Source organism: Chryseobacterium sp. CFS2, assembly GCF_036543225.1.
In the GTDB taxonomy this organism is placed as follows: Bacteria; Bacteroidota; Bacteroidia; order Flavobacteriales; family Weeksellaceae; genus Chryseobacterium; species Chryseobacterium culicis_A.
In genome coordinates this window covers 192,866-207,095 of sequence record NZ_JAZHQU010000005.1, presented here as the reverse complement: position 1 = coordinate 207,095, position 14,230 = coordinate 192,866, and the positions used below count along the sequence as shown (strand labels likewise).

General features: G+C 35.1%; 12 protein-coding genes. 8 read left to right on the top strand and 4 right to left on the bottom strand.

What is annotated here, in order from left to right:
• Window positions 1-27: 27 nt before the first annotated feature.
• The 6 genes from ODR02_RS13730 (at window position 28) to recG (ending at window position 8,978) form a co-directional block, all read left to right on the top strand.
• Window positions 28-1,683, top strand: coding sequence for a peptide MFS transporter (locus tag ODR02_RS13730; RefSeq protein ID WP_105684241.1), 1,656 nt, complete (start codon window positions 28-30; stop codon window positions 1,681-1,683).
• A gap of 134 nt (window positions 1,684-1,817) precedes the next feature.
• Window positions 1,818-3,572: a peptide MFS transporter gene (locus ODR02_RS13725; protein WP_209785883.1), complete on the top strand. Its 1,755-nt coding sequence runs from the start codon at window positions 1,818-1,820 to the stop codon at window positions 3,570-3,572.
• Between the two features lie 62 nt (window positions 3,573-3,634).
• On the top strand, window positions 3,635-4,624 hold the full coding sequence (locus ODR02_RS13720; RefSeq protein ID WP_209785884.1) for a PDDEXK nuclease domain-containing protein: 990 nt from the start codon (window positions 3,635-3,637) through the stop codon (window positions 4,622-4,624).
• A gap of 23 nt (window positions 4,625-4,647) precedes the next feature.
• A complete protein-coding gene (locus tag ODR02_RS13715; protein ID WP_209785885.1) occupies window positions 4,648-6,159 on the top strand; it encodes a peptide MFS transporter in 1,512 nt (503 codons plus the stop codon).
• Between the two features lie 41 nt (window positions 6,160-6,200).
• On the top strand, window positions 6,201-6,734 hold the full coding sequence (locus tag ODR02_RS13710) for a thioredoxin family protein (protein WP_105684245.1): 534 nt from the start codon (window positions 6,201-6,203) through the stop codon (window positions 6,732-6,734).
• 156 nt (window positions 6,735-6,890) lie between these two features.
• Entirely contained in the window at window positions 6,891-8,978 is a 2,088-nt protein-coding gene (gene recG / locus ODR02_RS13705; RefSeq protein ID WP_408915796.1) for an ATP-dependent DNA helicase RecG, read from the top strand.
• Window positions 8,979-9,600: 622 nt separating this feature from the next.
• Here the strand turns inward: recG and ODR02_RS13700 are convergent.
• The 4 genes from ODR02_RS13700 to dapA all read right to left on the bottom strand — a co-directional run bounded on the left by ODR02_RS13700 (window position 9,601) and on the right by dapA (window position 12,414).
• A complete protein-coding gene (locus ODR02_RS13700; protein ID WP_209785887.1) occupies window positions 9,601-10,047 on the bottom strand; it encodes a response regulator in 447 nt (148 codons plus the stop codon).
• Window positions 10,040-10,621 (bottom strand): helix-turn-helix domain-containing protein, encoded by a 582-nt coding sequence (locus tag ODR02_RS13695; RefSeq protein WP_105684247.1) that lies wholly within the window; start codon window positions 10,619-10,621, stop codon window positions 10,040-10,042. Before ODR02_RS13695 ends, ODR02_RS13700 begins: the two co-directional genes overlap by 8 nt.
• 287 nt (window positions 10,622-10,908) lie before the next feature.
• Window positions 10,909-11,421, bottom strand: coding sequence for a GNAT family N-acetyltransferase (locus ODR02_RS13690; protein ID WP_309513067.1), 513 nt, complete (start codon window positions 11,419-11,421; stop codon window positions 10,909-10,911).
• A gap of 120 nt (window positions 11,422-11,541) precedes the next feature.
• A complete protein-coding gene (gene dapA / locus ODR02_RS13685) occupies window positions 11,542-12,414 on the bottom strand; it encodes a 4-hydroxy-tetrahydrodipicolinate synthase (RefSeq protein ID WP_105684249.1) in 873 nt (290 codons plus the stop codon).
• A 107-nt stretch (window positions 12,415-12,521) separates the two neighbouring features.
• Between dapA and ODR02_RS13680 the strand changes: the two genes are divergently transcribed.
• Both ODR02_RS13680 and ODR02_RS13675 read left to right on the top strand, forming a co-directional pair.
• Window positions 12,522-13,280 carry a 5'-nucleotidase C-terminal domain-containing protein gene (locus tag ODR02_RS13680; protein WP_209785889.1) on the top strand — a complete coding sequence of 253 codons (759 nt, stop codon included), beginning with the start codon at window positions 12,522-12,524 and terminating at the stop codon, window positions 13,278-13,280.
• A complete protein-coding gene (locus ODR02_RS13675) occupies window positions 13,280-14,230 on the top strand; it encodes a bifunctional metallophosphatase/5'-nucleotidase (protein WP_105684251.1) in 951 nt (316 codons plus the stop codon). Before ODR02_RS13680 ends, ODR02_RS13675 begins: the two co-directional genes overlap by 1 nt.

The window sequence follows — 14,230 nt, the reverse complement described above, 5'->3', positions numbered from 1 at the left end:
TTTTTGAGGAATTTGAAAATTGAAAATATGAAGACTAAACATCCTAAAGGGCTGCCCTATCTCTTTTTTACAGAAATGTGGGAGCGTTTCGGGTATTACCTGATTCTTGGAATCTTTGTTCTGTATGTTATTGAGCCTACGGGCATGAAAGGTGGACTTGGACTTCCGGATAAAACTGCTGATGACATTTTCGGAACGTATATTGCCTTAACCTATCTTACACCCTTCATTGGAGGATTCCTGGCAGACAGGGTATTAGGATATATTAAATCTATTTATCTTGGAGGTTTTTTAATGGCTGCAGGATATATAGGAATGGGTGTTTTTAAAGATTTACCTTTATTTTATACTTCTCTGGCATTAATTATAATAGGAAACGGGTTCTTTAAACCCACTATTTCAACCCTATTAGGAAATCTTTATTCTGAAGAACCTTATAAAGCTAACAAGGACTCCGGATATAATATTTTCTATATGGGAATCAATATCGGAGCATTTATCTGTAATATTATTGCCGCTTTTATGCGTAATAAATTCGGTTGGGGTGAAGCTTTCATCACTGCGGGTGTAGGAATGCTTATCGGTATGGTTATTTTCACCATAGGAAGAAAGCATTATATCCACGCTGCTCAGATGAAACCTGTACAGGAAGGAGATACGAAGCTTTCTGAAATTATGCTTAAAGTTTTCGTTCCTGCTATCGTTGCCGGAGCAATAGGTTGGTTTATTCCTAATAATATTTTTGGAAGCGACAGTACAGATGCCTTTATTTTCGCATGTGTCCCTGTAATCTACTTCTACGCATCTCTTTATTTCAAAGCTAAACCGGACGAAAAAGCACCTATTGGAGCTTTACTTTCTGTATTTCTTATCAGTATGTTCTTCTGGGCTGTTTTCAAACAAAACGGAACAGCTTTGACAAGATGGGCAAATTATTATACAGACAGAAGTGTTCCTGCCTCTCTTGAAAAGCCATTAGAAGGAATCTATATGGTAGAAGGGAAAAGTTATGAGGACAAAGAAACCCCTGTTTATGACAACCAGTTCCGTTCTCAGAAAGACGACAACGGGGAAACTAAAAAGGAAATGGGAAAAGATGTTTATTTTAAAAATATATCCCCGGAACAGCGTGCTGCCCTTGAGAAAAACCCTGAAAACAAAGTATATTTATACAATACAGAATTATTCCAGTCTATCAATCCATTCTGGGTTATTGCTCTTACGCCTGTTATCGTAGGATTCTGGGCATTATTGAGAAGAAAAGGAAAAGAACCTTTAACGCCTACCAAGATTGTTTTAGGATTATTTATTTCCGGTCTTTCCTGTCTGGTAATGGTTTTAGCGGTGATGGCCGGAGAAAATGGATCTGTAAAAGTTTCACCATTATGGCTTGTTGCCAGTTATGGAGTAATTACTATCGGGGAACTATGTTTATCTCCAATGGGACTTTCTTTTGTCTCTAAACTTTCTCCTGCAAGGATTACCGCATTGATGATGGGAGGATTCTTCCTGGCTAACTCTGTGGGAAATAAACTTTCAGGTATCCTGGCAAGTACATGGTATAATTATGAAAACAAAACGAATTATTTCCTTGTTAACTTTGCCTTGTTAATATTTGCTACACTTTTAGGTCTTTCTATGTTAAAAAGACTGAATAAAATTATGACTGAAAAAGGGCATTAAAATCCTTATTATTATAAAGATAAGTAAGCTGCGGAATCCTTCCGCAGCTTTTTTATTTAAAAATAAAATTAAAACCTTGCCAAAAACCCAAAATAAACTATATTTGTCAGTCTTAACAAAAATTAACAATAGAAATGGATAATATTGAAGCATTGAGTCCGAAGCCGGATGAATTTGTAGAGAATAAGAATTCCAGGCATCCTAAAGGATTATGGGTTCTTTTCGGAACAGAAATGTGGGAGCGTTTCAACTTTTATGGAATGAGAGCTCTTTTGACGCTCTTCATGGTAAATTCCTTATTAATAAAAGAAGCCGATGCAGCGATCATCTATGGTGGATTTCTAGCTTTATGTTATCTAACCCCTCTTTTGGGAGGATTTATTGCTGATAAATACATCGGAAACAGATATGCCATCATCATTGGTGGATCATTAATGGCGATTGGTCAGTTCCTATTATTCATCAGTGCCTCTACTTTCTCCGCAGATATCGGAAGTGCCAAACTTATTATGTGGCTGGCATTATTCGTTATTATTTTCGGTAATGGATTCTTCAAACCGAATATTTCCTCAATGGTAGGAAGCCTTTATCCAAAGCAGGAAAAATCTAAACTGGATTCTGCTTTCACCATTTTCTATATGGGGATTAACATTGGGGCGTTCTTAGGTCAGTTCATCTGTCCATACGTAGGAGACGTAAAAGATGCGACCACTGGAGTAAGAGATATTTTTGCTTTCAAATGGGGATTCTTGGCGGCTTCTATTGCCATGGTAATCGGAACGATAACATTCTTTATTCTTAAAAACAAATATGTAGTAACTCCGGAAGGAAGACCTATAGGAGGATTACCTAAAAATAATACAAGTGCAGATTTCGAAGAAGGAGAAACGCAAACAGCAAAATTCTCTGGTACATTCTTAGGAATTACGGTAGCTATATTTGTTGTTCTATTCTTTGTATTTAGATATTTACTTGTAGGAGAACTTGGGTTTAACTCAGTGGAAATGGGTCAAATGATCAAAGGAATTATTTATCCTTTTATCTATTCCGCAGGTATTTCCCTTGCCTTCCTGATTATGTCTTCTGCAGAAAATAAAATTGAAAGACAAAGAATCTGGGTAATCTATATCGTATCATTCTTTATTATTTTCTTCTGGGCAGCATTTGAACAGGCAGGATCTTCATTAACATTTATTGCAGACAACCAAACAGACAGAAACATTTTCGGATGGAATATGCCTCCTTCAATGGTTCAGATCTTCAACGGAATTTTCGTAGTTCTTTTAGCAGTTCCTTTCAGTTTATGTTGGGATAAACTGAGAGCAAAAGGAAAAGAGCCGGTATCTCCTTTCAAACAAGCAATGGGATTAGCATTGATCGCTCTTTCTTATTTCATCATTGCACACAATGTAAAGGATCTTGGAAACTCAGGTTTATTAGCAATCAAATGGTTAATGTTACTTTATTTCATTCAGACTTGTGGTGAGCTTTGTCTTTCTCCAATCGGTTTATCACTAGTAGGTAAGCTTGCTCCGAAAAGATTTGCTTCATTATTATATGGTGTTTTCTTCATTTCTAACGCTGCTGGTTATGCATTGGCAGGTTCATTGGGAGCACTTATCCCTGCAACAGGTGATAAATTTAAAAAAGCAGAAGAAATAGGAGTAAATCTTCAGGATGTACTAGATAAAAAAGTGACTTTAACTGCAGATCAGGTAGCGGCTTTTGATAAGGCTCAGCTTCCATTACACAACCCTACGTTTGTAGGATTTGAAATCCACAACTTATTTGAATTCTTCATGGTATTCGTAGTACTTTGTGGTATTGCTTCTGTCATCTTAGGTTTAATTTCACCTATCTTAAAGAAAATGATGCATGGTGTAAACTAACTGCATTAACAAAATATGAATAAAACCTCTGCTAAGTCAGAGGTTTTTTTTATTTTCGTACGATGGAAATTTCCGAAGATTCTTTATTCCAATCCGTAAAGGAAATCATTAGACAGTCGCGCGAAAAAGTTTTTCGAATAGCGAATTCTACTTTACTGCTTACCTACTGGCAAATTGGAAAACTTATTGTTGAAGATGAACAACAGGGAAAAGAACGTGCAGAATATGGAAAATATACGCTGAAAAAACTTTCTCAGAAGCTTACCTTAGAATTTGGAAAAGGGTTTGATTATACCAACTTATCCAATATGCGAAAGTTTTACACTGCATTTCCAATTGTTGACACATTGTCTCAACAATTGAGCTGGTCACATTACAGATTACTTTCAAGTCAGGATAATAAAGACAAAAGACATTATTATCTAAATGAATCCGTACAAAATAACTGGAACGTAAGAGATCTCAAAAGACAAATCAATTCGCTAGCTTACGAAAGGGTTTTAGAACATAAAAAGTCTTCTTCGGAAAGTATTCACAGTGTTTTAAAAGATCCTTATATTTTTGAATTTCTTGGGTTAAAAGCTGATGAACAATTCTCTGAAAAAGAAATTGAAACAGCCATTATTGACCATATCCAGAAGTTTTTATTGGAATTCGGGAAAGGGTTCGCTTTTGTAGCCAGGCAACAACATATCTCAACAGATACATCGGACTTCTACATTGATCTTGTTTTCTACAATTACATCTTAAAATGCTTTGTCATAATTGATTTAAAAACCGGAGAACTTTCTCATCAGGATATCGGGCAGATTGATATGTATGTAAGAATGTATGATGATCTAAAACGCGGTGAAGGAGATAACCCAACCATCGGAATTTTATTATGTTCAGAAAAGGATGAAACTATTGTAAAATATTCCATTTTGAATGATAAAAACAATTTATTTGCCAGCAAATACCTGCTGTACCTCCCAAAAGAAGAAGAATTAAAACAAATTATTGACCAGGACAGAATCCGTTTTGAACTGGATCAGAAAGATAAAAACCCTTAATTAGAACTTAATCATATATCATTATGAGCTTAACTTTAGATGAAATACAAAATTTCAAAGGAAAGTATCCCAGACAAATCTGGAGTCTGTTTTTCTCTGAAATGTGGGAACGTTTCTGTTTCTACGGAATGCGTGGAATGTTGGTTTTCTTTATGATCTCCCAACTTAATTTCCATGAAAAAGAAGCCAACCTTCAATACGGTGCCACCCAGGCTTTCGTATATGCCTTTACTTTTATAGGTGGTCTTTTTGCCGATAAAATTTTAGGATTCCGAAAATCCCTGTTCTGGGGTGGTCTCCTGATGATCGTAGGGAGTTTAATCCTTGCTACTGATCCACACAAATTCTTTTTCTTAGGAATAGCATTTACCGTAGTAGGTACAGGTTTCTTCAAACCTAATATTTCATCTATGGTAGGACAACTTTACAAACCTAATGATTCAAGAGCCGATGCAGGATTTTCACTCTTCTATGCAGGTATTAACCTAGGTGCTTTACTGGGAGGTTATCTATGTATTGCTATTGGAAAAGGAGAATTTCTAAGTAATATTATCCCAGAAGAGATGAGATGGCATATTGCTTTTGGATTGGCTTCAATAGTAATGGTAATAAGCCTGATTAACTTTGTATTCACCCAAAGAACACTGGGAACTATTGGTCTACAGCCGGGACATCCTTTAGCAGAAGAAAAAACAGCTCCCATACCAAAATGGAAAGAATATGGAGTATATGTTTTGTCATTGGTTTTTGTACCCATTATTATGACCATGGTTGCCAAAACAGAATACACGGATTATTTTATGTGGACAATCGGGCCATTGACTTTAATCTATTTATTCTATGAAATGTCTAAAGTAACAGCTTCCGAGCGTAAAAAACTTTGGGCAGCATTGGTTTTCATTATATTCTCCATCATCTTCTGGGGAATCTATGAACAAAGTGGAGGTTCTTTAAGTATTTTTGCGGCTAAGAACCTGAACAAAGATCTTTTCGGGTTAGACCCAAATGGTGTGAATAACTCAGGTGGTGCATTCTTCATTATATTCCTTGCCCCAATAATCGGACTTCTTTGGATCTGGTTGAATAAAAGAAAAATTGAACCCAACACCATTATCAAATTCGGATTAGGATTCATTTTCCTGGGATTAGGATATTATGTCTTATTTGCTACCCGTTTATTTGCAGACCTTCAGGGAATTACTTCATTGAATTTCTTCACTCTGGCCTTATTAATCATTACTCTCGGGGAATTATGTCTCTCTCCTATCGGATTATCCATCATGACAAAGCTTTCTACCAAAAATCTTCAGGGGATGATGATGGGAATGTGGTTTCTTGCTTCAGCTTACGGACAGTATGTTGCGGGGATTATCGGAGCCAGTCTTGCCACTTCAAAAGAAGGTTCTACCAACTATGATGAATTGATCACTTATACTGATGGATATAAACAATTGGGATTATATGCGATAATTGCCGGAGTGGTATTAATTTTGATATCTCCGTACGTGAAAAAATTAATGCAAGATGTAAAATAAAAAATAAGTAATTATGCTTATTTTTACCTAAATATCACAATATGAAGAAAATTTTAAGCATAATCCTCTTACTTTTATTAAATTTCAGTTTTGCTCAAGTAAAGTGGATGACCATTGAAGAAGCCTTAAAAGCCCAAAAAGAAAATCCCAAGAAAATACTGATTGATTTTTATGCAGACTGGTGTGGCCCATGCAAAATCATGGATAAAAAAACATATGGACATCCTGTCATTGCTCAGATTCTCAATGAGAATTACTATCCGGTAAAGTTTAATGCAGAAGAAAAAAAGAGCATTGAAATCTTTGGAAGAACATTTTCCAATCCGAACAGTGAGCACAAAAAAGGAAAGAATTCCCTGCACGAGTTTACACAATACATGAATGTAGGAGCTGTTCCGAGTACTGTATTTCTGGATGAGCACGGAGATCCTATTACCATTCTTCAGGGAGAATTATCCGCTAAAGAACTGGAACCTTATCTGGAACTGATCTCAAAAGATTTGTTCAAAAAGATTAAAACCAGAGAACAGTGGGAAGACTACCAAAAAAAGTTCAAATCTAAAATCAAAGAGTAATTTAGAACTTCAAAAACCCCAATTTTCGGGTTCAATTCTAAAAATTTACTATACAGACTTCCAATTTTTTTGGAAGTCTTTTTTATTTTACCGAAATTCGAACCTTTGTTTTTTCATACAGATCTGGAGATATTGAAACCAGATATCAAATCAAAAATGACTTTAGAAACTTCCATAGAATACGTAAAAGGAATAGGTCCGGAAAGAGCCAAACTCATCAAAAGTGTGTTGGGATTATCAACTGTTGAAGACCTGTTGAACTTCTACCCTATCCGTTATCTGGATAAAAGCAAAATTTATAAAATATCCCAGCTTCAGGAAGAAAGTAGTCACGAAATCCAGCTAAGAGGAAAAATTACTCAGGTACAGGAAATCCAAACGGGGAAAACCAAGAGGTTATCTGCAAAATTCAATGATGATACCGGCAGTATGGATCTGGTGTGGTTTCAGTATTCCAAATGGCTGAAAGAACAGCTTCCCATCAATAAAGAGGTTTATATTTTTGGGAAAATCAATGTTTTCAACCGACAGTTTTCTATGCCTCATCCGGAAATAGAAGCAGAAGAAAAAAAAGAAGGTGAAACGCGTCTTAAACCGATTTATCCAAGTTCTGAAAAATTGACTAAAAGAGGTTTAAATCAACGATTTTTTCAGAATGCTTTAAGAAATATCTGCAAAGAGATCCCGAATCTTATTGAAGAGAATTTTCCGGAGTATATGATGAAAACCTTTAAATTTATGTCCAGACAACATGCTTTTCTGAATGTTCATTTTCCAAAAGATCAGGAACATTTTGATAAAGCGGACTACCGGTTGAAATTTGAAGAATCATTCTTCTTTCAGTTAGGATATGGTTTAAAGAAATTACATCATAAAACGCAGTCTCACGGTAATCCTTTTCCAATTATTGGAGATCATTTCAATGATTTTTATGAAAACCATCTTCCTTTTGAACTTACCAATGCACAGAAAAGGGTATTAAAGGAAATCAGAGTGGATATGAAGAGGCCTATTCAGATGAACAGGCTTTTACAGGGTGATGTAGGATCAGGAAAAACAATGGTAGCCCTTCTTACCATGCTTATCGCTATGGATAATGGTTTTCAGAGCTGTTTGATGGCACCTACGGAAATTCTCGCCCAGCAGCATTATAATGGGATCAAAGAACTTTTAGAAAAAACAGGAATCAATATCCGCCTCCTGACAGGTTCAACCAAAGCAGCGGAAAGAAGAATTATCCATGAAGAGCTGGAAAATGGTACACTTTCTATTTTGGTAGGAACTCATGCGGTTTTAGAAGACAAGGTTAAATTTAAAAACCTGGGATTAGCCATCATTGATGAGCAGCATAGATTTGGAGTTGCTCAGCGGGCTAAACTTTGGGCTAAAAATAAAATTCCACCGCACATTCTTGTGATGACCGCGACACCGATTCCCAGAACTCTCGCTATGAGTTTTTACTCTGATCTTGATGTTTCCGTTATTGATGAAATGCCTGTAGGAAGAAAGCCTATTATTACTGCTCACAGACGTGAAAAAGACAGATTGTATGTATATAATTTCTGCAAAGATGAAATTAAGAAAGGCAGACAGGTTTATTTCGTATATCCTCTTATTGAGGAATCTGAAACCTTAGATTATAAAAACCTGATGGAAGGTCTGGAGCATGTCATGGAATATTTTTCAGAATACAATGTAACTATGCTGCATGGTAAGATGAAACCTGACGAAAAAGATGCTGCAATGGCTTATTTTGCTTCGGGTAAGGCAGAAATTATGGTGGCAACTACGGTCATTGAAGTGGGGGTAAATGTTCCCAATGCTTCTGTAATGGTAATTGAAAGTTCAGAAAGGTTCGGGCTATCACAGCTTCACCAGCTCAGAGGACGTGTGGGAAGAGGTGCCGAACAGAGTTACTGTATCCTGATGACTTCCGATAAATTATCCAAAGAAAGCAGAACTCGTATTAAGACCATGACTGAAACCAATGATGGTTTTAAAATTTCTGAAGTGGATATGCAGCTTCGCGGTCCGGGAGATATTCTGGGTACCCAGCAAAGTGGCGTGGTAGATTTTAAAAGACTGGATCTTATTAATGATTCGGCAATCATTAAAACTACAAAAAATACAGTAGAAAGAATACTGGAAGCAGATCCAATGCTTTCCAGACAGGATAATCTGATTATTAAAAACTATTATATCAGGTACTACAAAGGGAAAAATAAATGGAGTAAAATATCATAAAAAAAACCGCAGAAAATTTTCCTGCGGCCCCCTTATAAAACTGTTATTTAGAAGAAATTACTTTTGGTCTGTTCAAAATAAATTTATTTTAATAGTTAGGCTTAATATTTTGTGATGTGGTGTGGTGTGAAAAAATATTTATATAACAATATAATAGATAAATAGTCTAAGACCTAACTATTAAAATAAATTATAAAAAACAAAATGAATTATTTTTTTCCAACTTGCTTATTATAAAAACTAACTGTTTTTCGGTGGAGATGAGGGAATGAAACGAATAAAAATACCTCCAACTACTTATTGAGTTTTCATGATTGTACCGTTTTGTTTAAAGATCTTCTATGCTTTAAAATTGGAAAATTATTATAATTCATTTTGTTAACTAACATCGTGATTTATATAATTCTTTATTTTTAGAAACAATTACCTTTCATTCATCTGTATCTTCTACTATATAATGAAATTTGTGTCTGAGTTTACTTTTACAAATGTCAGTATATTAATTCAGATGCCTTTTATATTATTTTAATTATTAGTTATAAAATTATCACTTATTTGTGAATAGTATGCAATAAATATGATTCAGAATTTCTTAATATTAAATTAATAAATCCTTTATTCATCATACTTTCAGGATTAAATTATCTTTATTCAATCCTGAGGTGTGATACTGCCAATTGATGGTAATAACTTCCGTAAGCACCTTTTTAAGCTTATCAAAACAATCCTGTTTTTTCATAAAAATGTGAGCTCCTTTTACAAAAATATCTTCTATTTCATTTTCCGGAATCGGTTCAGAAAAAATAGCCGTCACCATATTCTTGAATTTTGAATTTGAAGTGATATCTTCCAGGCATTCCATGCTTGTCTTTCCAGGAATAGCGTAGTTGATAAAAACAATTTCCGGAACTACAGCATCATCATTATTGAGATATTCCATCAGGTTTTTTCCGTTACTGAAACATTGAACTTTTACAGAGATTTTCAACTCTTTTAGAATGTTTTTAAAAAAAATCAATGTATTGTCATCGCTATCTGCTACTATTACGTTCAGAAATTCTTTATTCATACTGCATTTTAGGGTTTATTACCATGCTTTGTACTCTTCTTCGCCTGCCAATAATCTTTTGAAACTGGGATGGAGTGATTCCTGTTGTATTTTTAAACTGGGTACTCAAATGCGCCACACTGGAGTAATTCAGCTTGTGGGCAATTTCTGTAAGGCTTTGCTTGTTTCTTATAATCAGGGCTTTTGCATGCTCTATCTTTTGCAGAATGATAAAGTTCTCTATAGAGGTGTAAGCTACTTCTGAAAATAGATTGGAAAGATATCCGTAGCTGTGATTCAGCTTCTCAGAAATATAGATCGATGCTTTTACCGGAATAATCTCATCAGAAAAGACCAGTTCTACAATGGCATCTTTTATTTTCTGTACCAAAGCAGTTTTTTGGCTTTCTATGATCTCGATACCATAATCTTCAAGATTTTTCTTAAAAAGATTGTGCTGTTCTTGGGTAAGGGGCTCATAGAATTCCACTTCACCGAAGTTCAGTAACCTGTACTTCAGCCCGTGTTCTTTTAGTTTCTCGTCCAATACCTTTTTGCAGAGGGCATTGAAATCAAATTTAACATACATTTTCATCCTAGTAGATATAAAGCCAGTTTTATTTAGTAAATATAATAATTTATTTCATTTAAAAGTGAAATAGGTGTAAATTTTTTATATTTGCCATATAGACGCAAAAACTCCTGTATTTAAGAATACAGGAATTTAAACACTAAGGATGAAAAAAATATACTGATAAAAAGCTGATTCAGCTCAAAACCAAGCATATGAATGTATTGTAATAAGTGATTTGGTTCTGAAGCAAAGATGAATTAAAAAAAGAAGTCACTTGTTATAGAATTACAGGATAAAGTTACAAAATTTTAAGTCATTGATCTGTGAATTAGAAATTCCATCAGAAAATCATCCATTACAAACCCGTTCCCGATGTCAAAAACACCTTCATCATAAACCCTGTATCCTTGGGATTCATAGAAGTTTCTGGCAGAATTGTATTTATTGACATTTAAAATAATTCTATCGTTTTCGTTTTCATAAACCTTCTCATTGAGAAACTGGAGTGCTTCTTTCCCGAACCCTTTTCCTTTGCTCTCCGGAACCAGATAAATGCGATGCAACTTGGTGGTTTTTTCTTCATAATGATGCTCGTATCCGATAAAGCCTTCATAGGAATCATTATCTTCATCCTGAATAAGGTAATAGTGATAATGCGGATTTTGGAAATGATTGAGAATTTCAGTTTCAGAATACATTTCAGAAAGCATGAATTCCATCTGCTCCTTCGAAAGAATATCTGCATAAGCATTTTCCCATGATCTTCGTGCAAGATCCTGAATCAACGGGATATCTGCAGCTGTTGCCTGTTTTAATTTCATGATTTATTATACTATGATGATTAAAAAAAGTGAAAAGCCTAAACTTTTCACTCTTTATATTGTTCAATGATGACTGATGAGTTTTAAAACATGATTAAAATTCATCCTGTCAGTTCATTATTAAAGGTTTGCCATTTCAGCCTTAATTTTTGCATGAAGACCTTCTGAAGCCTTTACCAAAGGAAGTCTTAGATAATTCTTAATAATCCCTTTTTCTGTCAATATTACTTTAATACCGCAAGGGTTTCCTTCTGCAAAAATCAGACGGGTAATATCTACCAGCTTATTGTGGATTTCATAAGCTTCTTTTACCTTTCCTTCAAAAGCAAGTTGTACCATAGTAGAAAATTCTTTAGGATACGCCTGCCCGATTACGGAAATTACACCATCACCTCCCGCTAATGTTACAGGTAATGTATATTCATCATCTCCGGAAACTAAGGAAAAACCTTCAGGCTTCTTTCTCAGAATATCAAAGTACTGTAAAATATTAGGTGCAGCTTCCTTAATCAAAAACAAATTAGGGAATTCTTTTGCAAGACGAATCGTAGTATCTGCTTCTACATTCTGCCCGGTTCTTGAAGGAACATTATAAATGATAATATTTTTTCCTGTGGAAGCTAACGCTTTATAATGCTGATAAAGACCTTCCTGGTTAGGTTTATTATAATATGGAGATACAGAAAGTACTGCTTCAAATGCAGAAAGGTCTGCTTCTTCAATCTGTTTCTTGACATCAAGAGTATCGTTACCGCCAATTCCCAACACTAAAGGAAGACGTTTATTATTTACCTTAATGATATGCTCAATTACCTGTTTCTTCTCCTCAGCAGAAAGCGTTGCGGCTTCTGCCGTTGTTCCCAATACAACCAAATAATTGGTCCCGTTGTCGATATTGTACTCCACAAGTTTTGTTAAACTATCGAAGTCAACGGATAAATCTTCATTAAAGGGTGTTACCAATGCAACACCTACTCCTTTTAAAATGCTCATCTGTTAGAATTATTTTTGCCAAATTTAATAATTTACAGTAAGAATTTGTAATAAATAATAATGTTTTATTATACATATAGTTATATTTGCATATACTAAAAGAGATTATGAAAAATAAATTCTTGTTACTAGGAATTGCTCTGGCGTCCCTTACAGCATGCAAAACGGCTTCTGCACCGATGCTTGTGAATGTAAAGACCCAGAAAAATATTTCTATTAATAATGAGCTAAAGAATGATGAGGAGTTTGTAAAATTTATTGAGCCTTATAAGCAGAAACTGGACAAAGAAATGAACCAGAAGATCTCACACACGAATGTGGATCTTACCAAGCAGGGTGATAACAGCAATCTGGGAAATCTTTTAGCCGACTATACGTTTGAAGGAGGTAATGAATGGATTAAAACTCATCTTAAGCAAAACGTAGATGCTGCGCTGATCAATATCGGAGGCATCCGTACCACTATCGGAAAAGGAGATATTTTACTTAAAAATGTATTTGAAGTAATGCCTTTCGAAAATGAGGTGGTCATTGTAAAAATGAAAGGAGCAGATTTACAGGGGCTTTTTGAGTATTATGCAAAAACGCAGGTCAACAATCCTGTTTCTCATTTATACATTGAAACAAATAACGGACAGGTAATCAAAACCTTAATCAACGGAAAAACAGTAGATCCGGCAAAAGATTATTATATTGCCACTTCAGACTATCTTGCGCTGGGAGGAGACAATATGAAGTTCTTCGCAAAAGGAGAATCCATTGCAACAGGGATTAAAATGAGAGATTTATTTATTGATTATTTTAAGAAATCCCCTGAAGTTGTGGCAAATTCTGAGGTTCGTTTAAATTTTATCGGGAAGAAATAATGGATAGAAAAAGTTTTTTAAAAGCAATAGGCGGCGGATCTTTAGCAATGGCTTTAGCTCCCAATATGATGATGGCGGAAGAATTAAAAATCCTAAATGTAAAATCAGCAAATAAACTGACCATTCTTCATACCAATGACCAACATAGCAGAATAGAGCCTTTTGATGCAAGCTATACAAAAAATCCCAATCAGGGAGGCTTTGCAAGAAGAGCGAATTTAATTCAACAAATCAGAAATCAGGAAAATAATGTTCTTCTTCTTGATTCGGGAGATATTTTCCAGGGAACTCCTTATTTTAATTTCTTCGGAGGAGAACTGGAGTTCAAATTAATGTCCATGATGAAATATGATGCCTCTACCATGGGAAATCATGATTTCGACAATGGTCTTGATGGGTTTTTAAAAGTGCTTCCTAATGCGAAGTTTCCTTTTATCTGTTCCAATTATGATTTTAAAAATACCGTTCTTGATGGGAAAACTTCCCCTTATCAGATCTTCAACAAGAATGGCATCAAAGTAGGAATTTTCGGAGTGGGAATCCAGCTGGATGGTCTTGTGGGCAAAAAACAGTATGGAGAAACCGTGTATTCCAATCCGATTGATGTAGCACAGCATTATTCAGATTTCCTGAAAAAAGATCAGAAATGTGATCTGGTAATTTGCCTTTCACACATTGGCTACGACTACAGAGATGAACCTAATAAAATAAGCGATAAAATTTTAGCCGCCAATACAGAAAATATTGATATTATCTTAGGAGGCCATACTCATACATTCTTACCAGAACCTCAATCTTTTACCAACAGACAGGGCAAAAATGTTCTTGTCAACCAGGTTGGATGGGCAGGACTTCTTTTGGGCAGAATAGATTTTTATTTTGATACAAACAAAAACGTACAGCATATTTCCTGGAACAATCAGGTAATAGATAGCAGCATAACCGCATAA